Genomic DNA, 21,173 nt, shown 5'->3' with positions numbered 1-21,173 from the left:
TCCACCGGAAACCAAAAGGCCCGCATCAGGCTGTTAACCTGAGCGGGCCTGAAGGTGTTACAAAAGCCTTACTGCAGTTCGGGCGGGATGCTCGACACCATGGGTGCAGCGCCCTGGTTATTGACAGGTACGGCAATTTCCACCGGCATGCCGTCTTCTGCGGCCACCACGTCACGTACCATGTCCCAGTTCATGCGCAGGTTGTTGGCCAGGTCTTCACGCTTGAGCAAGGCATTGATAACTGCCGTGTGCTTGTCGACCACGGACGGGTTGCCACGATCGTCCAGCGGGGTATGGGCCTCGAGATAAACCTTGCCGCCACTGATGCCAAACTTGTAAGGCTCGTTGATGATGCGCACCGGCGTGCCAACCGGGACCATCTTCGACAATGCCAGCACGTTGTTGTTGAGCATGCGGAAGCAGCCATGGCTGGTGCGCATGCCGATACCGAACTTCTTGTTCGAACCATGAATGAGGTAGCCCGGAACACCCAGGGTGAACTTGAACGGCCCCAGCGGGTTGTCCGGGCCGGCCGGCACCACGGTCGGCAGGATGTCACCGTCTGCGGCGTGCTCGGCACGGATCGAGGCGGGAGGGGTCCAGGTCGGGTTCGGCGTCTTCGCGGTGATCTTGGTCATGGCCACCGGGGAACCCCAGCCTTCGCGCCCGATGCCCAGCGGGAAGGTATGCACCACGTTCTGCCCTTTCGGGTAGTAGTACATACGGTACTCGGCCAGGTTGATGACGATGCCTTCACGCGGCCCCGGCGGCAGGATATAGCGGGTCGGCAGGATGATTTCGGTGCCTGCGCCTGGCAGCCAAGGGTCGACACCCGGGTTGGCAGCGATCATTTCCAGGTAGCCGAGGTCGTTGGCAGTGCCGATGTCGGCAAAGGTGTCTTCGTACTTGGCCTTGATCGTCTGGACCTGGCCAACGACGTCTTCACCGGGTGGTGGCAGTGGCAGTTCCAGCGCAGCAGCGGGGCCCGCTACCAGCAGGGCGGCCAGGGACAGGCAACGGGTGACGGCGGGAAAGCGCGGCAACATCCGGTAAATCCTTCGAAAGGTAGTCAAGAACCACGATTGTACACCCGCCTCACTGCAAGCGGGAGGCATTGGCGTCTTACATGCGTTTCAGATGATGAAAGGTGCGCGCGGTCACGCCCCTGTCATTCAACTCGGAGCTCAGGCCAGACCGGCCGCATGCCGCGGCGCTGGGCATCGAGGATGGCCCGACACAGGTCGCACAGGCGCCCGTCACGATAGATGCTGCGCGACACACCGGACCAACGCGGTTGCGCCGGCAGCAGGCCACCGCACAAGGTGCGGTCGACCGGCACGCCGAGTTCGAGCTGACGGGCCACGAGGTGGACGCGGATTTCCTGGCAAGCGAACAGGTCGAGCTGCTCATCGGGCTCGATCAGTTGATAGGCAAACAAGGACCAGGCAGGGCGCGGCATCGGGGGCTCTCGAAACGGGGGGCGCAACATTAGCCGAAAGCCGGCCCCGTTTAAAGCGTCACAGCAAGGGTTTTATCGCCGGCCAGGCATTTTCCAGCAACCGCTGCTGGGCACCCTGTGCCGGATGGATGCCATCGGCCTGCATCATCCCCGGCACACCGCCAACCCCTTCGAGGAAGAATGGCACCAGCGCCACCTGCTTTTCCGTCGCCAGCTGTTCATAGACGTTGGCGAAGGCCGTGGTATAGCGCACGCCATAATTGGGTGGCAGGCGCATGCCCAGCAGCAGCACCTTTGCCCCCGCCTGGCGGGCACTCTCGATCATCGAGGCAAGATTTTGTTGCAATTGCTGCGGAGGCTGACCGCGCAGGCCATCGTTACCCCCCAGTTCCAGCACCACCAGGCTCGGCTTGTGCGCTGCAAGCAGCGCCGGCAGCCGGGCCTGGCCACCTGCACTGGTGTCGCCACTGATCGACGCATTGACCACCTGATCGTCGAAACCTTCGTCCTTGAGCCGGGTCTGCAACAAAGAGACCCAGCCCTGGCGGCTATCCAGGCCAAAACCGGCGCTGATACTATCGCCGACAACCAGCAAGGTTCCCGCCGCCGCGCTCTGAGCCAGGCAATACAGGGCCAGACCGGCACTCAACCACCACATTCGCATCGGATTCTCCATGAGCCCCAGCATTCTCGTTGCGCAGAACCTTAGCAAAGTGGTCCCCAGCGCGGAAGGTGACCTGACCATCCTCCATGCCCTTTCCCTCGACCTTGCCCAAGGCGACAGCCTGGCCATCGTCGGTGCCTCCGGCTCGGGCAAGTCGACCCTGCTCGGGCTGCTCGCCGGCCTCGATCGCCCCAGCGCCGGCCAGGTCATCCTCGCCGGGCACGACCTCGGCCCGCTGGACGAGGACCAACGCGCCAGGGTACGCGCCGAGCATGTCGGTTTCGTCTTTCAGTCGTTCCAGCTGCTCGACAGCCTCAACGCCCTGGAGAACGTGATGTTGCCGCTGGAGCTGGACGGTCGGCGCGACGCCCGCGAGCATGCCCGTACCCTGCTGGAGCGGGTCGGCCTGGGCAAGCGCCTGGCCCACACCCCACGCCAGCTTTCCGGTGGCGAGCAGCAGCGCGTCGCCATCGCTCGCGCCTTCGCCGCACAACCGGCAGTGCTGTTCGCCGACGAACCCACCGGCAACCTCGACAGCCACACCGGCGAGCGCATCAGCGACCTGCTGTTCGAGCTGAACAAGGAGCGCGGCACCACCCTGGTGCTGGTCACCCATGAAGAGCGCCTGGCCCGGCGTTGCCGCCGCCAGATCCGCCTGGACGCAGGCCGCCTGGTGATGCCGGTGGAGGCCTGATGAAGCACATGCCACTGTCTCGCCTGTGCGGCCTGGCCCTGCGCCAGCTGCTGCGCGACATCCGCGCCAGCGAAGTGCGGGTGCTGTTCTTTGCCCTGCTGGTAGCCGTCGCCGCCAGTACCGCCATCGGTTATTTCGGCGCCCGCCTGAATGGCGCGATGCAGTTGCGCGCCAGCGAGTTCCTTGGCGCCGACCTGGTATTGCAAGGCAGCGCACCTGCCCGTGAAGAACAGCTCAGCGCGGGCCAGGCACTGGGCCTGCGGCATGCTCAGGTGGTCGAATTCACCAGCGTGGTGGGCGGCGATGCCGGCATCCAGCTTTCCAGCATCAAGGCGGTCGATGGCGCCTACCCGTTGCGCGGTCAGGTACGCAGTGCGGCGGCCCCGTATGGCGAGGAAACCCCTGGAGGCGGCCCGGCCCCTGGAGAAGCCTGGGTCGAACCTCGCCTGCTCGCAGCGCTGGGGCTCAACGTCGGCGACAGCATCGACGTCGGCATGAAGACCTTGCGCATGAGCCGCGTGCTGACGTACGAGCCGGACCGCGCCAACAACTTCTATAGCCTGACGCCCCGGGTGATGATCAACCTGGCCGACCTGCAGGCCACAGGGGTCATCCAGCCCGGCAGCCGAGTGAGCTACCGCGATCTCTGGCGCGGCGATGCCGAAGCGCTCGCGCAGTACCACAAGGGCGTGGAAAAACACCTTGCTGCCAACCAGCGCCTGCTCGACACCCGCGATGGCAACCGGCAGATCGGCGGCGCCCTGGGCAAAGCCGAACGCTACCTGAACATGGCAAGCCTCGTGGCCGTGCTGCTGGCAGGCGTCGCCGTGGCGCTATCCGCCAGCCGCTACGCTGCGCGCCGCCTGGATGCCAGCGCCTTGCTGCGCTGCCTGGGTCTGTCGCGGCACCAGGCATTGGGGTTGTATTGCCTGCAGCTGGCGATGCTCGGCCTGGTCGCTGCACTGGCTGGCGCCCTGCTCGGCTGGCTGGCGCAACTGGGCCTGTTCCGCCTGCTGCATGGCCTGCTGCCCAGCGAAGTGCCGGCCGGGGGCATGCTTCCGGCTTTGGCCGGTATCGCCACCGGCCTGGTCGCCCTGGCCGGTTTTGCCTTGCCGCCGCTGGCCGCGCTCGGCCAGGTGCCACCGCTGCGCGTGCTGCGCCGTGATCTGCTGCCCGTGCCACCGAGCAGCTGGCTGGTGTATGGCGCCGCCCTGCTCGCGCTGGGCCTGATCATGTGGCGCCTGAGCCTCGACCTGCTGCTGACCTTCGCCCTGCTGGGCGGTGGCCTGGTCGCCGCACTGCTGCTGGGTGGGCTGCTGTTACTCGGCTTGCAGAGCCTGCGCAAGGCACTCGCCGGCGCGCCACTGGCCTGGCGCCTGGGCCTTGGCCAGTTGCTGCGCCACCCCATGGCCGCGGCCGGGCAAGCCCTGGCATTTGGCCTGATCCTCCTGGCAATGGCGGTGGTGGCGCTGTTGCGCGCAGAACTGCTCGACAACTGGCAGGCACAACTGCCCAAGGACGCACCCAACCACTTTGCCCTGAACATCCTGCCCACCGACCGCGAACCGTTCGCCCAGCGCCTGTACGAGGTGAACGCCAGCTCGGCACCGCTGTATCCGGTGACACCGGGCCGGCTGATCCAGATCAACGATCAACCGGTGCAGCAGGTCGTCAGCAAGGATTCCGCCGGAGAACGGGCCGTACAACGCGACCTCAGCCTGACCTGGGCTGCCGACCTGCCCGAGGGCAATGTGCTGAGCGCAGGCAACTGGTGGCAAGCCTTGCCTGCCAGCGACGAAACCCCTGGCGTGTCGGTCGAGGCCGAACTGGCTGCCAGCCTGAAGCTGCAACTGGGCGACCTGCTGACGTTCGACATTGGTGGCGAGCAGCGCCAGGCGCGGGTCAGCAGCCTGCGCAGCGTGCACTGGGACAGCTTTCAGCCGAACTTCTACATGATCTTCCAGCCGGGCACCCTGCAGGGGCTGCCAACCACGTACCTGACCAGCTTCTACCTCGCCCCAGGCCATGATCTGGACGTGGTGGCACTGTCGCGCGCGTTCCCGGCAGTGACCATCCTGCAGGTCGATGCCTTGCTTGAGCAGCTGCGCAGCATACTCGCCCAGGTCACCCTGGCGGTCGAGTATGTGTTGCTGTTCGTGCTGGCGGCAGGGCTTGCCGTATTGTTCGCCGGGTTGCAGGCAACGCTGGACGAACGGATCCGCCAAGGCGCCTTGCTGCGGGCACTGGGCGCCGCGCGCCCCTTGTTGGTCAAGGCGCGGCGCATCGAGTTCGGTTTGCTGGGGGCGGCGAGTGGTGCCTTGGCGGCGCTGGGGTGCGAGCTGATTACCCTGGTGCTGTATCGCTATGCGTTCGACTTGCAATGGGGCCCGCACCCGTGGCTACTGCTGTTGCCGCTCATCGGGGCAATGCTGGTGGGCGGGGCCGGGATACTCGGGACTCGGCGAGCACTGAATGCCAGCCCTTTAACGGTGCTGCGGGAAAGTTGATATCGCCTGTGCCGGCCTCTTCGCGGGTTTACCCGCGAAGAGGCCGGCACAGGAATGTTGATTCAATGCCCGTAATGGATGCTGTTCACGTACCAGGTCGCTTGACCGGTGGGTGTATTCACCAGCACTTCGTCACCCTCCTCCTTCTTGAGCAGGGCCCGGGCCATTGGCGAGTCGATCGATATATAGTCGTTGCGCCCATAGATCTCGTCATACCCGACAATGCGAAACTTCTTGGTCTCGCCGTCATCGTTCTCGATTTCGACCCAGGCACCGAAGAATACCTTGCCTTCCTGCTGCGGCGAGTAGGCGACCACCTTCACATCCTCGAGGCGCTTGCGCAGATAGCGGACCCGGCGGTCGATTTCGCGCAGCAGCTTCTTGTTGTACTGGTAGTCGGCGTTCTCGCTGCGATCGCCCAGCGAAGCGGCCCAGGCCACTTTCTGGGTGATTTCCGGGCGGTACACCCGCCACAGATGATCCAGCTCCTGCTTGAGGGCCTCGTGACCTTCCGTGGTGATGATGTTGGTGCTCAACGGCGCGCTCCTCAGCGTCGGGTAATCAGGCCCTGGCGCGCGATGCGGGTCAGCTGGCCAATTACTTCGGCTGCGTCCTCGCGGGTTGGCGCCTGGATCACCGCCAGGTCGAAGCGATCGTTGCCGAACTGCTCCAGGCGGCATGCGTCTTCGGCGAACTGGATGAGAAAAGCACGGGCCTGCCCCTTGCGGCGCGACAAGCCTTCAAGTTGGCGCAAGAGCGTTGGTTGATGCTGGCCACCGAGCAGAATGCGCGGTGTGCGGGAAGCCTGGCCGGCAGGCAACGGGCTCAAACAGACACTGGTACGTGGACAACTCATGGAGTTTCTCTCCGCCTCGCGAATCCCGCTGGGCAGCGGTGGGAGGCGTCACCGAACCAGCGCTTTAGCGGTATTTCGGACGACCCGCAGAGCGTGCCAGTCCCGCGCCCCGCAAGTAGCTGTTTAAATCGGCGCAGGCGGTATGCTAGAGCGACCAGCCGCAAGCTGCAAGCCCCTGGCTGAAATGCGTTCGGCTGGCGGTTCGTCAGCGACTGACCACGCGCTCCAGCGCCGTGCGTTCGCGGTTGAACGCCAGGAAGTACTTGTTGACGCTGTTGACGAAATTGACCGGTCCCATGCCGACCTGCTCCATGGCGATACGCTCGGTCTGGAAGAACCATTGGTTACCGTTGAGGCCGCGCTTGCGGGCCTCGGCACGCATGGCCTGGACCCGCTCCGGGCCAAGGTTGTAGGCCGCCAGCACAAACGCCATGCGCTCGCGCTCGTTGATCTGCGGGCTGGCGAAGAACTTGCGGCGGATCAGCGCCAGATAGCGCGCACTGGCCTGGACATTGCCATCGACCGAGCCAGTGTCGCTGACCCCCACCCGTTGCGCAGCCGACGGGGTGATCTGCATCAGGCCGTGCGCCCCTCCGCTGCCGCGTGCCGCAGGGTTCAGGGTGGATTCCTTGAAGGCCAGGGCCGCCAGGTTCAGCCAGTCGATCTGCTGCGCCTCGGCATGCTTCTGCAATACCGGGCGCAGTGAGTTCAGGCGCTGGCGGTCCTTGCGCGCCAACGGGTTATGTACCCGGTACTGGCGTCGGTAGATGCGTTCGAAGGCCGCATCCTGGTTTTCCGGCGCATGATAGCCCTGGAGAAAACGATCAACCGTGGCCAGCAGCATCGTCGCATCACGCCGCACATACCAACGCATGGCCTGCGGCTGCCCCAGTTGCACGCGGGTGTCCAGGCGCAGGTTCGGCATGACCCTGGCCCAGCGCTGGGCGATAGGGCGCTCCACCATGGTCAACGGATAGATGCCGGCCTGGACCATCTCCAGCACGTCTTCCACCGCCAACGTCGCATCGACCCATTCGACCTTGATCGGCGCCCGTTTACGCAGCGCCAGCTGCTGGTTGAGCTGCTGTATCACCGCCCCTGCCGCGCTGGCGCTGGTCAATGCCACGGTACGCCCGGATAGCTGTTCGGCGCGGGTATAGCTGCGCTCGCCCTTGCGCCCCACCAGCAGCAGCGGCACCTGGTCCAGCACCGGCGCAGTGCTGTTGACCCCGCCTGTCAAGGCCGGGTCAAGCAGCTCGCCTGGTGCGGCCAGGTCACCTTCACCGCGTTGCAGGGCACCCAGCAGCTGCTCCTTGGCCCGTGGAATGATCTTCAGGCTGATCTGCTGGCCATCACCGGCCCGGGCATTGAGGTAATGCTCGAGGCCACGCAGGCGGTAATACTCGATACCCACCGGTTCGCCCTTGATCTCACCGGAGCTGTTGCGGCTCTGGTTGACCAGCACCCGCAGCACCTTGGTACTGCGGATCTGCTGCAAGTCTCGGGCACTGTTCACCGGCACGTGCTGCTGTGGCCCTGGCAGCCGTGCGTAGGCCGGACCGACCGCGGTCAGCCCGAGCATCAGCATCAGGGTCAGCAGGTATCGCAGCATGCGAAATCGTGTCCGTGGTCGGTGGGCAGCAGCCATGGCGGAACGTGCGGTCGTAAGAAATGACGCTAGAAGACCACGACAACTGCCTGAAGTTCTTGGTTTTTTCCGAATATGACGCTTTTTGCTATGCTGGCCGCCCCGCGGCACGAGGTAGCACCATGCAACTGATCGATATCGGCGTCAACCTGACCAACAGCAGTTTCCACGACCAGCAGGCCGCCATCGTCGAGCGCGCCATCGAAGCCGGTGTGCTACAGATGGTCCTGACCGGCACCAGCCTGGAGGTCAGCGAGCAGGCATTGGAGCTGTGTCAGCAGCTAGATGGCGACGGCCAGCACCTGTTCGCCACGGCTGGCGTGCACCCACACGACGCCAAGTCATGGGATGGCGACAGCGAGCGGAAGCTGCGCCAGCTGCTGGCTGAATCCCGGGTGCGTGCCGTGGGTGAATGCGGGCTGGATTTCAACCGTGACTTCTCCCCTCGCCCACTCCAGGAAAAGGCCCTGGAAGCCCAGCTGGCCCTGGCAGCGGAACTGCGCCTGCCGGTGTTCCTGCATGAGCGCGATGCGAGCGAGCGCCTGCTGGCCATCCTCAAGGATTACCGCGACCACCTGCCGGCTGCCGTGGTGCATTGCTTTACCGGCGCGCGCGAAGCGTTGTTCGCCTACCTGGACATGGACCTGCACATCGGCATCACCGGCTGGATCTGCGACGAGCGTCGCGGCACTCACCTGCATCCGCTGGTGGGCAACATCGCCGAAGGCCGGCTGATGCTGGAGAGCGACGCGCCCTACCTGCTGCCACGCAGCCTGCGGCCGAAGCCGAAAAACGGCCGCAACGAGCCGGCATTCCTGACCGAGGTGTTGCGTGAAGTGGCGCTGCATCGCAACGAGCGCATCGAGCACTGCGCCCGACACACCACTGCCACGGCCAAAGCCTTCTTCCAGCTTCCTTGACGCATGTCATGAACGTTTCTCGAGTGTGCGGGCACAATGATGGCACCTTGCCAATAATGTTTCCGCTCAACTCAGAGAAGACCTACACATGGGTGCCTGGCTTAGCAATATTTCCCTGAAGTACAAATTCTGGGCCGTCAACGCGGTGGCCTTCGTCACGACGTTGCTGCTGGTGCTCTATGCGGTGCACCTTGAGCAACGCGCCCGTGCCGAGGCCGCGCAGGCCCAGGCGCAAGCCCAGGCCGAACTGCTGGCGGCCTGGCCCAGCGGTCAGGCCCTGCCGCGCCAGGCCAACCTGATTACCTGGCAGCCCGGCCAGACCCCGTCTTATGCGGGTGAAAGCCTCGAAGCCTTGACCACCGCACAAGGCTGGGTAGCCTTGCCGGCAGCCTGGGTCCTCGGTGACAACCCGCTGCGCGGCGCTCAGGTGCTGCGCCATGGTTCGCAGCAACTGGCCGTACTGGCCGTAGCGCCAAGCCTGCGCCAGGTGTTCTTCGACCGCTTCAGCAACTACGCCCTCTGCGTGCTGATCCTGATGCTCGCGATGCTCGGCGCATCGCAGCTGCTGATCCGCTTCCTGCTCAGCCAGCTCAACACCCTCAAGGACGTGATGCTGCACGTGGAAAAGACCGGTGACCTGTCGGCACGGGTCCCCCTGGCCTGTGGCGACGAGGTCGGCCAGATGGCCGGTGCCTTCAATGCGATGCAGGCCACCTACCACCGTGTGGTCAGCACCGTCGCCCAGACTGCGGCGCAGCTGGATTCCGGTGCCGCGCGCCTGGCCGCAAGCATGAGCGAAGTGCGCCATGGCATGCTCGGCCAACAGAGCGAGACCGACCAGGCGGCCACGGCAATCAATGAAATGTCGGCCACTGTGCACCACATTGCCCAGCATGCAGGCGCCACCCGTGACTTGTCGCAGACCGCCGACACCCTCGCCGGCAGTGGCAAGGACGTGGTCAGCCGTGTGCAGGGCTCGATCTCCGGGCTTTCCAGTGGCGTTCAGCAAACCGCCGAGATGATTCGTCAGCTCGCCGACGACAGCCAGAAGATCAACAGCGTTGTCGGGGTCATTCACAGTATCGCCGAGCAGACCAACCTGCTGGCACTCAACGCCGCCATCGAGGCCGCCCGCGCTGGCGACCTGGGCCGTGGCTTTGCCGTGGTTGCCGACGAGGTGCGCAACCTGGCCAAGCGCGTGCAGACCTCCACTGACGAAATCACCCGCATGGTCGCCGACCTGCAGGCTGGCACCCGTGACGCCGTGGAGTTCATGCAGGAGAGTTCGTACAAGGCCGACGACTGCGTCCGCCAGGCGCAGGAGGCTGGCGCGGCGTTGGCCGAGATTACCGGCGCGGTTGCCCAGATGCGCGAGAGCAATACCCAGATTGCCGTCGCCGCGGAGCAGCAAAGCCAAGTGGCCGAAGAGATGAACCGCGCGGTGGTGAGCATCCGCGATGTCACCGAAGAGACCGTGCAGCAGACCATCGACTCGGCCACCACCAGCAGCCACCTGGCGACCCTGGCCGGTGAGCTGAGCAAGGCCATTGGCCAGCTCAAGCTATAGTCGCCATAGCCAGCCTCGATTGGCCCCGTAACCGGGGCCACACTAAGCTTTGGGCATGCCTGCAAGAAAAAGCGCGAGGAGCTGCCCATGAGCAAACGACTGCCCAACCTGCACGCCTGGCAATGGCGTGGCTACCACCACAATCACCGGCACCCGACCAATCTGGTGTTGCACCTGATTGCCGTGCCGCTGTTCATCCTCGGTGCGCTGCTGGTGTTGTCAGGCCTGTTCGGCCTGGACCCGGGCCAGATCGCCGTCGGCGTCATAGCCGTGATTGCCGGCCTGGGCCTGCAGCGCCACGGGCATCGTCTGGAAGCCGAACAGCCTGAACCGTTCGCCAACCGCAAGGACGCCGTGCAGCGGCTGCTGACCGAACAGTTCGTCACCTTTCCACGCTTCGTGCTCAGCGGCGCCTGGTGGAGAGCCTGGCGCGAGCGGCACAAGCACCGGCACTGATAATCAGGCGAACACCGTGACCGTCTGCCGACTCAGCGCCAGCAACTCACCTTCGGCACTCCACAACGCTGCCGCCGCGTGACCGTAGCCATCGCGCGCATGCTCGGTCTCGACACGGTAATGGCACCAGTCCAGCGTCGACAGTTTCGTCATCGGCTGGATGAATTCGATGGTCCACGTCAGCGTACTGCCCGCGGCAGGCTGCTTGAGAAACGGCATCAGGCTTGGTGGCCAAGCATCCACCAGCGCCAGCAGGTGCGCCTCATTGAGGGGCTCTTCGGCCACATCGCGCAGGCGCACCCAACCGCCCATGTGGCGCGACGGGTCGCCACTGAACGGCAGGCCTCCGACCGTCCAGCGCAACGCAACATGGCGCATGAACTCTGGGGTGACGCCCTTGATGTACGGTAACTCCGGGGCCGCTTGCTCAAGCGGTGTCATCGCCACGGGGGGCGCAGCGGCAACATCGACCACCGATGGTCGGCCCGCACCAAAATTACCCTGCACCAGCGTCACCACCTGGCCATTCTGAATGGCCCGGCCCAGCAAGGTGCTGACTGCCTTGCCCTCACGCAGCACCTCGACCTCGAAACAAATGGGTACATCCGCTGCCGCCGGGCTGACGAAGCTGATGGCCAGCGAGCGCACCGGGCGATCATCGGCGAGCTTCAAGCGCATGCGTTCATAAACCAAGGCCGCCATCAGGCCGCCGAACACGGCGCGCCCCTGGGCCCAGCTGGGCGGAATGCTGAGCGCATCGGGGTTATCCCGCACCGCGTCGAGCAATTGGTTGAAATTCATCGGCCGGCTCCTGCCTACGGCGAAAGGTTTGCCAATACTAGCCAGCAAACGCCGACCGATCAGCCCGCATATCGGTCATTTGCCGGGCTAACGTCGCTTGAGCGAGGCCTGCAGCGCATCGAGGGTGAGGTCGGCGTTGCGCTCTGCCTCTTGCAGTTGTCGCTCCCAGCCCTCCTTGCAAGGCGCCAGGTCTGGGTGATCCTGGGCCTGGAGCAACCACTGCAGGCGGTCATGCCAATCACCCAGATCGCCCTGGGCCTTCTTCAACAGACGTTGCAGCTGCTTGCCGGCATGGTCGAGCTGCGGATAAGCCTCGTCGCCATAGCGCACCCGTTTGATCAGCAGGCGCAAACGATGGCGATCATGGCCTGGGTCCTGCAGGGCTTCGTGCAGCTTGTGCCATTGCTTGACCAGGCGCTTGTCGACCCGCTTGACCAGCGACTTGGCCAACCCCTCGCGCTCCGCTGCTCGCAGAAACAGCGGGAACACATCGACTATCGCCAGCAGCCGGGTCAGCTGCGGGCTGGCGGCAACACTGGCGAATGTATTGTCCCACCTTGCCAGGCGCCGCTCCCCGGCTTCGGCATAGCCGTGCCCGATGAGCTCTGCAGCCAGCACCTCACGATCCCGCAGGGGCGTGGTCAGGGTCCCCAACGACCGCGCCGCCTCCTCCAGTTGCTCCACCCCTGGCAGCCCCCGCAGCGGCCGCAACAGGCTGCGCAGGCGCCGCAGGCTGGTCCGCAAGTCGTGCAGCGCCTCGCTGTCGGTATTGGCAGCCAGGCGCTCACGGCAGGCCAGCAGGCGCACCTGCAAGGTCAGCAACTGGGCAACGACATGATCGAGCATGGCGGACATGTGACGCTCCTCTGTCAGCGCCCTGCGCGCGACTCACGAATGTAGAAGCGGGCCTTCTCGGACTTGTGGGTGCACCCTTCGTACCCCTCGAACTGCTGCTGCGTCTTGGCACCCGTCAGCAACGACAGCGCCTTGGAATAGCTGACCGTACCTGCGAAGCCCTCGGCCTTGGCCAGGTCCAGCTCCTTCCAGGCGGCATCGAGCTGAGTCGCGCAGCTTTCACGGTAGGCCGTCTTGCCCGCGCAGCCTGCGAGGGCCAGGGCAATCAGTGGCAGGCAGATCCAGGCTTTCATCGGTAGTACCTCAAAGGTCAGAAAAGAGTGGCTGTTCGACGCCTGTGCAACTGAAAAGTGCCCGGCTCGATGCTTTGCTTAGCGTAGTTCAGCGCCGTCTGGATTGAAGCACAGGCAGCGTTGAGTGCATTGTAGGACCATGGTGGCACAAGCCGGGGATCACTCATGAGCAAACGCGTGGCATTGGTGTTGGGATCGGGAGGCGCTCGTGGGTATGCCCATATCGGCGTGATCGAGGAAATTGAACGGCGCGGCTACGACATCGCCTGCATTGCTGGCTGCTCCATGGGCGCAGTGATTGGCGGTATCTACGCGGCCGGCAAACTGGAGGAATACCGCAACTGGATCGAAAGCCTGGACTACCTCGACGTACTGCGCTTGGTCGATGTCAGTTTCCGCCTTGGCGCGATCCGCGGCGACAAGGTGTTCGGCCAGATTCGCAAGATCGTCGGCGACATCAACATCGAGCAGCTGCGCATCCCCTACACGGCCGTGGCGGCCGACCTGACCAACCAGCAGGAAATCTGGTTCCAGGAAGGCTGCCTGCATCAGGCCATGCGGGCCTCGGCGGCGATACCGAGCCTTTTCACGCCAGTGATGCAGGGCAATCGCATGCTGGTCGACGGTGGCATCCTCAACCCTCTGCCGATCGTACCGGTGGTGTCCAGCCACTGTGACCTGATCATCGCGGTCAACCTCAACGCGACCAACCAGAAGCAGTACCAGCTGCCGGTGATCGAGCGGCCCGCCGCTTTCAAGATGCGCTTCGATGCCCTGCTCAGCTCACTGGGCTCGCGCCTGCCGTTTCGGCGCAAGCCTGCCGAAGAGCTGATTCGCATCGAGCAGGAGATCGTCGCCGAAGGGCTGGCACCGCCCAACCCGTGGCTGGCCGACACGGCCGACCCCGAGGCCCAGCAGCCCGCCGCAGCGCCGGAGGGTGAAGGCGCACCCAAGTCAGCGACCGGCTCGTTCATCATTGACAACGTCGGGCCGGCCTCGCTGCTCGACCTGATCAACCAGAGTTTCGAGGTGATGCAGACGTCACTGGCGCAGTACAAGATCGCCGGGTATCCACCGGATGTGCTGATCAACGTGCCAAAGCGGGTGTGCCGCTTCTTCGAGTTCTACAAGGCGCCGGAACTCATTGCGCTGGGGCGGGAGATTGCGCGGGATACGTTGGACAACTATGAAGGCGTCAAGCGCTAGGCCTTGTGTTGCCCGCGAAAGGGCCCGCACAGGACGACAGAAATGAAACAGGCCGCACAAAGCGGCCTGTTTCATCATGCGAGCATCACTCAGTAGCGGGTGATGTCGGCAGTGCCTTCCAGTTGCTTGCGGTAGGCTGCAAAGTCCTGCTGCCCGGCACGCGATGCGAGGTAGCGGCGGATCTGCTGCTTCTCGTCGTCGCTGGCGGCGGCGCCTTCGTTGACGCCCTTGAGCTGCAGCACGACCAGGCTGCCGTCGGCCAGGACTACGCTGCCGTACACCGGCTTGTCCTTGGCTTGCGGCTTGGCCAGGCGGAACAGCGCCTGCAGCTCTGCCGGATCGATACCGTCCTGACCACGGGTCACGGCTTCGTGAGCCTTCCACTGCTGACCTTCGTGAGCACCAGCGGCAGCGATGGAACCGTCCCGCAGGCCGGCAATCAGCTTGTCAGCCTTGGCCTTGAGTTCGGCAGTCGCCTTCTCCTTGGCCAGGTGTTCGCGGATGTTCTTCGCCACGGCTTCCAGAGGCAGCTGCTCTGGCTTGCGGTGTTCCTTGACGCGCAGCACAACGGTGGTTTCCGGGTCGAGTTCGATGGCGGTGCTGTTGGCACCTTCATCCATCACCTCTTCGGAGAACGCAGCCTGAATCACGCCACGGTTGGCGGTGATGCCCTCGCCGCCTTCGCGGCCGAACGGCGCGGACGTCTGCACCTTGAGGTTCAGGTCCTGAGCCGGCTGGGCCAGGTCGGAAGCCTCGTAGGCAGCATCCTGCAGCTGCTTGCTGGCGTCGACGTAACGCTGCTCGACCAGAGGGGTCTTCAGATCGCGGGTCAGCTTGTCCTTCAGGCTGGCGAAGCTCGGTACTTCCGGCGCCTGCTTGCCCAGCAGCTTGATCAGGTGGTAGCCGAACTCGGTACGTACCGGGGCCGATACCTGACCGTCGTTGAGCTTGTACAGCGCATCTTCGAAGGCCGGGTCATACACGCCAGGGCCTGCGAAGCCCAGATCACCGCCATTGCTGGCAGAACCTGGGTCCTGGGAGAACTCCTTGGCCAGCTTGGCGAAATCTTCGCCCTTGGCCAGGCGCTGCTCGATCTCTTCGGCCTTGGCCTTGGCCTGGGCGTCGGTGACCTTGTCGTTGACCTCGATGAGGATATGCGCGGCATGGCGCTGCTCGGCGAGGTTGGCGACTTCCTTCTCGTACTGGGCCTTGAGTTCGTCGTCGGTGACCTTGACCTGGTCGAAGAACGCCGACTTCTTCAGCTCGATGTAGTCGATGACCACCTGGTCCGGGGTCATGAACTCTTTGGCGTGCTGGTCGTAATGCGCCTTGACCTCGTCATCGCTGACCTTGACCGCGGCCGGGTCGGCCTTGAAGGTCAGAGAAGCGAAATCGCGAGTCTGGTTTTCCAGGCGGGCAAAGGCGTCGACCTGCTGGTCGGTGACGAAGCTGCTGCCGGCAATACCGGTACGCAGCTGGCCGATCAGCATCTCTTCCGCGAGCATGTCGCGAAACTGCATGCGGCCATAGCCCATCTGGCGGATGACCTGGTCGAAACGATCGGCGCTGAACTTGCCATCGACCTGGAATTCCGGCGTCTGCAGGATCACTTGATCCAGCGCGGCTTCGGAGAAGGCGAACTTGGCGTCTTCGGCCCCCTGCAGCAGCAGTTTGCGATCGATCAGGCCTTTGAGCGCAGACTCGCGCAGCAATTTGTCATCCAGCAGCGCGGGGTCGAAATCCTTGCCCAGCTGTTGCATCAACTGACGGCGCTGCATGTCGGCGGCCTGGCTCAGCTCGTTCTGGCTGATGGTGTGGCCGTTTACCTTGGCCGCGTCCTGGCTGTGGGTGGCGGCCTTGAAAATGGCTTCGAAACCGGTCAACGCCATCAACACGACGATGAGGCCGATGATGGTCTTGGCAATCCAACCTTGTGAATTGTCCCTGATATTTTGCAGCATGCGTCCCCCAGAAACGGCTGTACCACTGCGTCGACAACCGCGGAGCGTGGGTAGAATCCTGATAAAAGAAAGGCGCATCCGAGGATGCGCCTTTTCTTAGCAAACGTGTCAGGCGGGAACGTTTGCGGCCCGCCATCAGCGCGCTCGGACCTGGCCAGGCCTGGTCCGATTGAAAGACGACTTAGTTGACGGCGTCTTTCAGGCCTTTGCCAGCCTTGAAGCCTGGAACCTTGGCGGCTTCGATCTTGATCGCCTTACCGGTCTGAGGGTTACGGCCGGTGCGCTCGGCGCGCTCCTTGACCGAGAAGGTACCGAAGCCAACCAGTACCACATCGTCACCTTGCTTCAGGGCGCCGGTGACGGATTCGATGACTGCATCCAGCGCACGGCCGGCTACAGCTTTCGGGATGTCTGCAGATGCGGCGATAGCGTCAATCAGTTCCGACTTGTTCACTCTAAGTCCCCTTATTTCTCTATTGAGTTTGTTTCTAAGTATGTAATGAAAGCTGATGAAACCTGAACCAGGAGGCCGTTTGACAATAGCGTGCCGCTTTATAGCAAGGCGTCGAAAAAACTGTCAAGGAAAGCCCCCCAGCCAAAAACTACTAATGCGTGCTGATTCTTTCCTTAGCATCGCCGTCGCGTTTGTCATCTTTCGCGACAATCTCCGGAGCCACATCTGGCAAGGGCTCCGGGGCGTATTGCAGCGCAATTTGCAGGACTTCGTCAATCCATTTGACCGGTTTGATCTGCAGATCCTGTTTGATATTTTCCGGAATTTCCTTCAAATCGCGAACATTCTCCTCGGGAATGATCACCGTCTTGATCCCGCCCCGGTGTGCTGCCAGCAGTTTTTCCTTCAACCCGCCAATGGCCAGGACCTGGCCACGCAGGGTGATTTCGCCGGTCATGGCTACGTCTGCGCGCACCGGAATCTGCGTCAACGCCGATACCAGCGCGGTACACATGCCGATACCCGCGCTCGGGCCGTCCTTCGGCGTGGCGCCCTCGGGCATGTGGATATGCACGTCGTGCTTCTCGTGGAAGTCGGCGGCAATCCCCAGGCTGCGGGCACGGCTGCGGACCACGGTCTGCGCGGCAGTGATCGACTCGACCATGACATCGCCCAGCGAGCCGGTCTTGATCAGCTGGCCCTTGCCAGGGATCACCACCGACTCGATGGTCAGCAATTCGCCGCCCACCTGGGTCCAGGCAAGGCCGGTGACCTGGCCGATCTGGTCCTGCTGCTCGGCCAGGCCGTAGCGGAACTTGCGTACGCCGAGCAGGTGCTCGAGCTGTTCACTGGTGACCTTGACCTTGACCTGCTTCTGCCCGGTATGTTCCTTGACCACCTTGCGGCAGACCTTGGCGATCTGGCGCTCGAGGCCACGCACACCTGCTTCGCGGGTGTAGTAGCGGATGATGTCGCGGATCGCCGAGACGTCGATCTCCAGCTCTTCGACCTTCAAGCCGTTGGCCTTGACCTGCTTGGGCGTCAGGTACTTGACCGCGATGTTGATCTTCTCGTCCTCGGTGTAGCCCGGCAGGCGGATGACTTCCATCCGGTCCAGCAGCGCCGGCGGAATGTTCATCGAGTTCGAGGTGCACAGGAACATCACGTCCGAGAGGTCGTAATCGACTTCCAGGTAGTGGTCGTTGAAATTGTGATTCTGCTCGGGGTCGAGCACTTCCAGCAGCGCCGAGGCCGGGTCGCCACGCATGTCGCTGCCCATCTTGTCGATCTCGTCGAGCAGGAACAGCGGGTTGCGCACCCCTACCTTGGTCATCTTCTGGATCAGGCGGCCAGGCATCGAACCGATGTAGGTACGGCGGTGACCACGAATCTCGGCCTCGTCACGCACGCCACCCAGGGCCATGCGCACGAACTTGCGGTTGGTCGCGGCAGCGATCGACTCGGCCAGCGAGGTCTTGCCCACGCCAGGCGGGCCGACCAGGCACAGCACCGGGCCGCGGATCTTCTTCACCCGCTTCTGCACGGCGAGGTACTCGAGAATCCGCTCTTTGACCTCTTCCAGGCCATAGTGGTCGGCGTCGAGGATCTCTTCGGCCTTGGCCAGGTCCAGGCGCACCTTGCTCTGGGCCTTCCAAGGCACCTGCACGAGCCAGTCGAGGTACGAGCGCACCACGGTGGCCTCGGCGGACATCGGCGACATCTGCTTGAGCTTGTTCAGCTCGGCCTGGGCCTTGGTCAGGGCGTCTTTTGGCAGGCCAGCGCCTTCGATGCGCTTTTTCAGCTCTTCGACTTCGTTGTGGCCTTCGTCACCGTCGCCAAGTTCCTTCTGAATGGCCTTCATCTGCTCATTCAGGTAGTACTCGCGCTGGCTGCGCTCCATCTGTTTCTTGACCCGGCCGCGGATACGCTTCTCGACCTGCAGCAGGTCGATTTCGGCATCCAGCAGGGCCAACACGTGCTCGACCCGGGCCGCCAGGTCGACAATCTCGAGGATCTCCTGCTTTTGCTCGATCTTCAGCGCCATGTGCGCGGCCATGGTATCGACCAGGCGACCAGGCTCTTCGATGCTGTTCAGCGACGACAGCACTTCGGCGGGGACTTTCTTGCCCAATTGCACATACTGCTCGAATTGCGAGAGCAGCGTGCGCACGAAGACTTCCGACTCGCGCTCGGCGGCGTCGGTTTCATCGATCAGGGAAACTTCGGCACGGATGTGCCCTTCCACTTCGGTGAAGCGCTCGACCGCACCGCGCTGCTCGCCCTCAACCAACACCTTGACAGTGCCATCGGGCAGCTTCAGCAGTTGCAATACGGTCGCGACGGTACCGACCCGATACAGGGCGTCTTCGCCTGGATCGTCATCGGCAGGGTTTTTCTGGGCCAGCAGCAGGATCTGCTTCTCGCCCGTCATCGCGGCCTCAAGGGCTTCGATAGACTTCTCACGCCCCACGAACAGTGGGATGACCATGTGCGGATAGACGACGACATCGCGCAATGGCAAAAGAGGCAAGTCGAGGGTGGTCTTCATGATTTCGCCTCTACAGCGGCCTTATGGCCGGAAACCGGTGGAAATGATGCTTGGACCTAATGTGGGGGCACGCTTGGGAAATTACAAGCGCTTGCATAGGAAAAGCAGAAAGGGGCCCGTAGGCCCCTTCTTGCTTTGCGGTCATCACCCGGTGTTCGCCTGAAATCAGGCGTCGGGTGCGGCCTTGGCTTGCGGCTCGCTGTTTTCGTAGATCATCAGCGGCTGCGAGGTGCCTTCGATGACGCTCTCGTCGATCACCACCTTGCTGACATCCTTCTGCGAAGGAATCTCGTACATGGTGTCGAGCAGCACGCCTTCGAGGATCGAACGCAGGCCACGGGCGCCAGTCTTACGCTCCAGGGCCTTGCGTGCTACGGCCTTGAGGGCGTCGGTGCGGAACTCGAGGTCCACGCTTTCCATCTCGAACAGCTTGGCGTACTGCTTGGTCAGGGCATTCTTCGGCTCGGTGAGGATCTGCATCAGTGCAGCCTCGTCCAGCTCGTCGAGGGTCGCCAGAACCGGCAGGCGCCCCACGAACTCGGGGATCAGGCCAAACTTGACCAGATCGTCCGGCTCGACTTCGCGCAGCGATTCGCCGACCTTCTTGCCCTCTTCCTTGCTGCGTACTTCGGCGCCAAAACCGATGCCACCCTTGGTGGAGCGGTTCTGGATGACCTTTTCCAGGCCGGAGAAGGCGCCACCGCAGATGAACAGGATGTTGCGGGTATCAACCTGCAGGAATTCCTGTTGCGGGTGCTTGCGGCCGCCCTGCGGCGGAACCGAAGCAACGGTGCCCTCGATCAGCTTCAGCAGCGCCTGCTGCACGCCTTCACCCGAAACGTCACGGGTAATGGACGGGTTGTCCGACTTGCGCGAGATCTTGTCGATCTCGTCGATGTAGACGATGCCCATCTGGGCCTTTTCCACGTCGTAGTCGCACTTCTGCAGCAGTTTCTGAATGATGTTCTCGACGTCCTCACCCACATAACCGGCTTCGGTCAGGGTGGTGGCGTCAGCGATGGTGAACGGAACGTTCAACAGTCGCGCAAGGGTTTCGGCGAGCAGGGTCTTGCCCGAGCCGGTAGGCCCGATGAGCAGGATGTTGCTTTTGCCGAGTTCGACTTCGTCGCCCTTCTTGTCACGCTGGTTCAGGCGCTTGTAGTGGTTGTACACCGCTACCGAGAGCACCTTCTTCGCGCGCTCCTGACCGATGACGTACTGGTCCAGGATGCCGCTGATTTCTTTCGGCGAAGGTAATTTGTGCGCGCTGCTCTCGGCCTGGGCTTCCTGCACCTCCTCACGGATGATGTCGTTGCACAGGTCGACGCACTCGTCGCAGATAAATACCGAGGGCCCGGCAATCAGTTTGCGCACTTCGTGCTGGCTTTTGCCGCAGAAGGAGCAATAAAGCAATTTGCCGCTGTCCTCGCCGTTACGGGTGTCAGTCATTCGATCGATCCAATCCGGTAGGCTTGCAACACAAGATGAAGGCAATTGCGGGCTTTTTCAAGTCCGCAGGTAGGTGCTTTGCGCACCTACCTGCTCTGGCACCTGGGTTCAGGAGGCCAGTTGCCGCTTGTCGTATACCGAGTCGATCAGGCCGTACTCGGCCGCGCGCGAGGCGCTCATGAAATTGTCACGTTCGGTGTCACGCTTGATGGTCTCGAGGTCCTGGCCGGTGTGGTAGGCCAGCAGCTCGTTCAGGCGCGCCTTGATATTGAGGATTTCCTGGGCGTGAATCTCGATATCGGTGGCCTGCCCCTGGAAACCGCCCAGTGGCTGGTGAATCATCACGCGCGAGTTCGGCAGGCAGTGACGCTTGCCCTTGGCACCTGCGGCCAGCAGGAACGCACCCATGCTGCAGGCCTGGCCGATGCAGATGGTCGAGACGTCCGGCTTGATGAACTGCATGGTGTCGTAGATCGACATGCCAGCAGTCACCGAACCACCAGGGGAGTTGATGTACAGATGGATATCCTTGTCCGGGTTTTCCGCCTCAAGGAACAGCAGCTGCGCCACAACCAGGTTGGCCATGTAATCCTCTACCGGGCCAACCAGGAAGATTACTCGCTCCTTCAACAGGCGCGAGTAGATGTCGTAGGCACGTTCGCCACGGGCGGACTGCTCGATAACCATCGGGACCAGGCCGCCTGCGGCCTGGATGTCAGAGCTCTGCTGAATATAAGAATTGCGGGACATGTCCTGCGCTCACTCCCAAATAGTCATGGCTTGATAACGCACAAGCCAGCTCGAAGGCTGGCTTGTGGGGGTTTCCTACGAGAGA

Annotated in this window: 20 protein-coding genes; 6 read left to right on the top strand and 14 right to left on the bottom strand. The window is 63.2% G+C overall.

Annotation, left to right across the window (positions count from 1 at the left end; genetic code table 11):
* Window positions 1-68 precede the first annotated feature (68 nt).
* The 3 genes from ACQKPS_RS00225 to ACQKPS_RS00215 all read right to left on the bottom strand — a co-directional run bounded on the left by ACQKPS_RS00225 (window position 69) and on the right by ACQKPS_RS00215 (window position 2,123).
* Window positions 69-1,046 (bottom strand): L,D-transpeptidase family protein, encoded by a 978-nt coding sequence (locus ACQKPS_RS00225; RefSeq protein WP_254480665.1) that lies wholly within the window; start codon window positions 1,044-1,046, stop codon window positions 69-71.
* A gap of 122 nt (window positions 1,047-1,168) precedes the next feature.
* Entirely contained in the window at window positions 1,169-1,459 is a 291-nt protein-coding gene (locus tag ACQKPS_RS00220) for a hypothetical protein (RefSeq protein WP_254480666.1), read from the bottom strand.
* Window positions 1,460-1,517: 58 nt separating this feature from the next.
* A complete protein-coding gene (locus ACQKPS_RS00215) occupies window positions 1,518-2,123 on the bottom strand; it encodes an arylesterase (protein ID WP_254480667.1) in 606 nt (201 codons plus the stop codon).
* A 10-nt stretch (window positions 2,124-2,133) separates the two neighbouring features.
* On the opposite strand from ACQKPS_RS00215, the gene ACQKPS_RS00210 reads away from it, so the two are divergent.
* Both ACQKPS_RS00210 and ACQKPS_RS00205 read left to right on the top strand, forming a co-directional pair.
* A complete protein-coding gene (locus tag ACQKPS_RS00210; protein ID WP_254480668.1) occupies window positions 2,134-2,817 on the top strand; it encodes an ABC transporter ATP-binding protein in 684 nt (227 codons plus the stop codon).
* Entirely contained in the window at window positions 2,817-5,324 is a 2,508-nt protein-coding gene (locus ACQKPS_RS00205) for an ABC transporter permease (protein WP_254480669.1), read from the top strand. Before ACQKPS_RS00210 ends, ACQKPS_RS00205 begins: the two co-directional genes overlap by 1 nt.
* A 62-nt stretch (window positions 5,325-5,386) precedes the next feature.
* Here the strand turns inward: ACQKPS_RS00205 and greB are convergent, their stop codons facing one another.
* The 3 genes from greB to ACQKPS_RS00190 form a co-directional block, all read right to left on the bottom strand.
* Entirely contained in the window at window positions 5,387-5,860 is a 474-nt protein-coding gene (gene greB, locus ACQKPS_RS00200) for a transcription elongation factor GreB (RefSeq protein ID WP_254480670.1), read from the bottom strand.
* 11 nt (window positions 5,861-5,871) lie between these two features.
* The gene (locus tag ACQKPS_RS00195; RefSeq protein WP_054883562.1) at window positions 5,872-6,180 is read right to left on the bottom strand and encodes a hypothetical protein; all 309 of its coding nucleotides are present in this window, start codon (window positions 6,178-6,180) and stop codon (window positions 5,872-5,874) included.
* A 205-nt stretch (window positions 6,181-6,385) separates the two neighbouring features.
* Window positions 6,386-7,792 carry a transglycosylase SLT domain-containing protein gene (locus ACQKPS_RS00190; protein WP_254480671.1) on the bottom strand — a complete coding sequence of 469 codons (1,407 nt, stop codon included), beginning with the start codon at window positions 7,790-7,792 and terminating at the stop codon, window positions 6,386-6,388.
* 158 nt (window positions 7,793-7,950) lie between these two features.
* Between ACQKPS_RS00190 and ACQKPS_RS00185 the strand changes: the two genes are divergently transcribed.
* From ACQKPS_RS00185 to ACQKPS_RS00175, 3 genes are all read left to right on the top strand, one after another.
* Window positions 7,951-8,748 (top strand): TatD family hydrolase, encoded by a 798-nt coding sequence (locus ACQKPS_RS00185; protein ID WP_254480672.1) that lies wholly within the window; start codon window positions 7,951-7,953, stop codon window positions 8,746-8,748.
* 88 nt (window positions 8,749-8,836) lie between these two features.
* Window positions 8,837-10,315 (top strand): methyl-accepting chemotaxis protein, encoded by a 1,479-nt coding sequence (locus tag ACQKPS_RS00180; RefSeq protein WP_254480673.1) that lies wholly within the window; start codon window positions 8,837-8,839, stop codon window positions 10,313-10,315.
* An 87-nt stretch (window positions 10,316-10,402) separates the two neighbouring features.
* Window positions 10,403-10,771, top strand: a complete 369-nt coding sequence (locus ACQKPS_RS00175; RefSeq protein WP_254480674.1) for an Mpo1-like protein — start codon at window positions 10,403-10,405, stop codon at window positions 10,769-10,771.
* Window positions 10,772-10,774: 3 nt separating this feature from the next.
* On the opposite strand, the gene ACQKPS_RS00170 is transcribed toward ACQKPS_RS00175, so the two are convergent.
* The 3 genes from ACQKPS_RS00170 to ACQKPS_RS00160 form a co-directional block, all read right to left on the bottom strand.
* Window positions 10,775-11,572 carry an acyl-CoA thioesterase gene (locus ACQKPS_RS00170; RefSeq protein ID WP_254480675.1) on the bottom strand — a complete coding sequence of 266 codons (798 nt, stop codon included), beginning with the start codon at window positions 11,570-11,572 and terminating at the stop codon, window positions 10,775-10,777.
* An 87-nt stretch (window positions 11,573-11,659) separates the two neighbouring features.
* Window positions 11,660-12,427, bottom strand: a complete 768-nt coding sequence (locus ACQKPS_RS00165; RefSeq protein ID WP_254480676.1) for a CHAD domain-containing protein — start codon at window positions 12,425-12,427, stop codon at window positions 11,660-11,662.
* Window positions 12,428-12,441: 14 nt separating this feature from the next.
* Window positions 12,442-12,720 (bottom strand): hypothetical protein, encoded by a 279-nt coding sequence (locus tag ACQKPS_RS00160; protein WP_054883555.1) that lies wholly within the window; start codon window positions 12,718-12,720, stop codon window positions 12,442-12,444.
* A gap of 165 nt (window positions 12,721-12,885) precedes the next feature.
* Between ACQKPS_RS00160 and ACQKPS_RS00155 the strand changes: the two genes are divergently transcribed.
* Entirely contained in the window at window positions 12,886-13,926 is a 1,041-nt protein-coding gene (locus tag ACQKPS_RS00155; protein ID WP_254480677.1) for a patatin-like phospholipase family protein, read from the top strand.
* A gap of 89 nt (window positions 13,927-14,015) precedes the next feature.
* On the opposite strand, the gene ACQKPS_RS00150 is transcribed toward ACQKPS_RS00155, so the two are convergent.
* The 5 genes from ACQKPS_RS00150 to clpP form a co-directional block, all read right to left on the bottom strand.
* Window positions 14,016-15,887 (bottom strand): SurA N-terminal domain-containing protein, encoded by a 1,872-nt coding sequence (locus ACQKPS_RS00150; RefSeq protein ID WP_427602051.1) that lies wholly within the window; start codon window positions 15,885-15,887, stop codon window positions 14,016-14,018.
* Between the two features lie 181 nt (window positions 15,888-16,068).
* Window positions 16,069-16,341 carry a nucleoid-associated protein HU-beta gene (gene hupB / locus ACQKPS_RS00145; protein ID WP_003250246.1) on the bottom strand — a complete coding sequence of 91 codons (273 nt, stop codon included), beginning with the start codon at window positions 16,339-16,341 and terminating at the stop codon, window positions 16,069-16,071.
* A gap of 151 nt (window positions 16,342-16,492) precedes the next feature.
* Window positions 16,493-18,889, bottom strand: a complete 2,397-nt coding sequence (gene lon / locus ACQKPS_RS00140) for an endopeptidase La (RefSeq protein WP_427602049.1) — start codon at window positions 18,887-18,889, stop codon at window positions 16,493-16,495.
* Between the two features lie 165 nt (window positions 18,890-19,054).
* Entirely contained in the window at window positions 19,055-20,338 is a 1,284-nt protein-coding gene (gene clpX / locus ACQKPS_RS00135) for an ATP-dependent Clp protease ATP-binding subunit ClpX (protein ID WP_054883550.1), read from the bottom strand.
* Window positions 20,339-20,446: 108 nt separating this feature from the next.
* Entirely contained in the window at window positions 20,447-21,088 is a 642-nt protein-coding gene (clpP, locus tag ACQKPS_RS00130) for an ATP-dependent Clp endopeptidase proteolytic subunit ClpP (RefSeq protein ID WP_003259400.1), read from the bottom strand.
* Window positions 21,089-21,173 lie beyond the last annotated feature (85 nt).

Source organism: Pseudomonas sp. NPDC086566 (assembly GCF_050280885.1).
Taxonomy (GTDB): domain Bacteria; phylum Pseudomonadota; class Gammaproteobacteria; order Pseudomonadales; family Pseudomonadaceae; genus Aquipseudomonas; species Aquipseudomonas vlassakiae.
This window is presented reverse-complemented; position numbering and strand designations above follow the sequence as displayed.

What these genes read in the sequence shown, in the direction of transcription:
- ACQKPS_RS00225 (WP_254480665.1), bottom strand. Translation starts at nt 1,046, where the DNA reads ATGTTGCCGCGCTTTCCCGCCGTCACCCGTTGCCTGTCCCTGGCCGCC.
- ACQKPS_RS00220 (WP_254480666.1), bottom strand. Translation starts at nt 1,459, where the DNA reads ATGCCGCGCCCTGCCTGGTCCTTGTTTGCCTATCAACTGATCGAGCCC.
- ACQKPS_RS00215 (WP_254480667.1), bottom strand. Translation starts at nt 2,123, where the DNA reads ATGCGAATGTGGTGGTTGAGTGCCGGTCTGGCCCTGTATTGCCTGGCT.
- ACQKPS_RS00210 (WP_254480668.1), top strand. Translation starts at nt 2,134, where the DNA reads ATGAGCCCCAGCATTCTCGTTGCGCAGAACCTTAGCAAAGTGGTCCCC.
- ACQKPS_RS00205 (WP_254480669.1), top strand. Translation starts at nt 2,817, where the DNA reads ATGAAGCACATGCCACTGTCTCGCCTGTGCGGCCTGGCCCTGCGCCAG.
- ACQKPS_RS00195 (WP_054883562.1), bottom strand. Translation starts at nt 6,180, where the DNA reads ATGAGTTGTCCACGTACCAGTGTCTGTTTGAGCCCGTTGCCTGCCGGC.
- ACQKPS_RS00190 (WP_254480671.1), bottom strand. Translation starts at nt 7,792, where the DNA reads ATGCTGCGATACCTGCTGACCCTGATGCTGATGCTCGGGCTGACCGCG.
- ACQKPS_RS00185 (WP_254480672.1), top strand. Translation starts at nt 7,951, where the DNA reads ATGCAACTGATCGATATCGGCGTCAACCTGACCAACAGCAGTTTCCAC.
- ACQKPS_RS00180 (WP_254480673.1), top strand. Translation starts at nt 8,837, where the DNA reads ATGGGTGCCTGGCTTAGCAATATTTCCCTGAAGTACAAATTCTGGGCC.
- ACQKPS_RS00175 (WP_254480674.1), top strand. Translation starts at nt 10,403, where the DNA reads ATGAGCAAACGACTGCCCAACCTGCACGCCTGGCAATGGCGTGGCTAC.
- ACQKPS_RS00170 (WP_254480675.1), bottom strand. Translation starts at nt 11,572, where the DNA reads ATGAATTTCAACCAATTGCTCGACGCGGTGCGGGATAACCCCGATGCG.
- ACQKPS_RS00165 (WP_254480676.1), bottom strand. Translation starts at nt 12,427, where the DNA reads ATGTCCGCCATGCTCGATCATGTCGTTGCCCAGTTGCTGACCTTGCAG.
- ACQKPS_RS00160 (WP_054883555.1), bottom strand. Translation starts at nt 12,720, where the DNA reads ATGAAAGCCTGGATCTGCCTGCCACTGATTGCCCTGGCCCTCGCAGGC.
- ACQKPS_RS00155 (WP_254480677.1), top strand. Translation starts at nt 12,886, where the DNA reads ATGAGCAAACGCGTGGCATTGGTGTTGGGATCGGGAGGCGCTCGTGGG.
- ACQKPS_RS00150 (WP_427602051.1), bottom strand. Translation starts at nt 15,887, where the DNA reads ATGCTGCAAAATATCAGGGACAATTCACAAGGTTGGATTGCCAAGACC.
- lon (WP_427602049.1), bottom strand. Translation starts at nt 18,889, where the DNA reads ATGAAGACCACCCTCGACTTGCCTCTTTTGCCATTGCGCGATGTCGTC.
- clpX (WP_054883550.1), bottom strand. Translation starts at nt 20,338, where the DNA reads ATGACTGACACCCGTAACGGCGAGGACAGCGGCAAATTGCTTTATTGC.
- clpP (WP_003259400.1), bottom strand. Translation starts at nt 21,088, where the DNA reads ATGTCCCGCAATTCTTATATTCAGCAGAGCTCTGACATCCAGGCCGCA.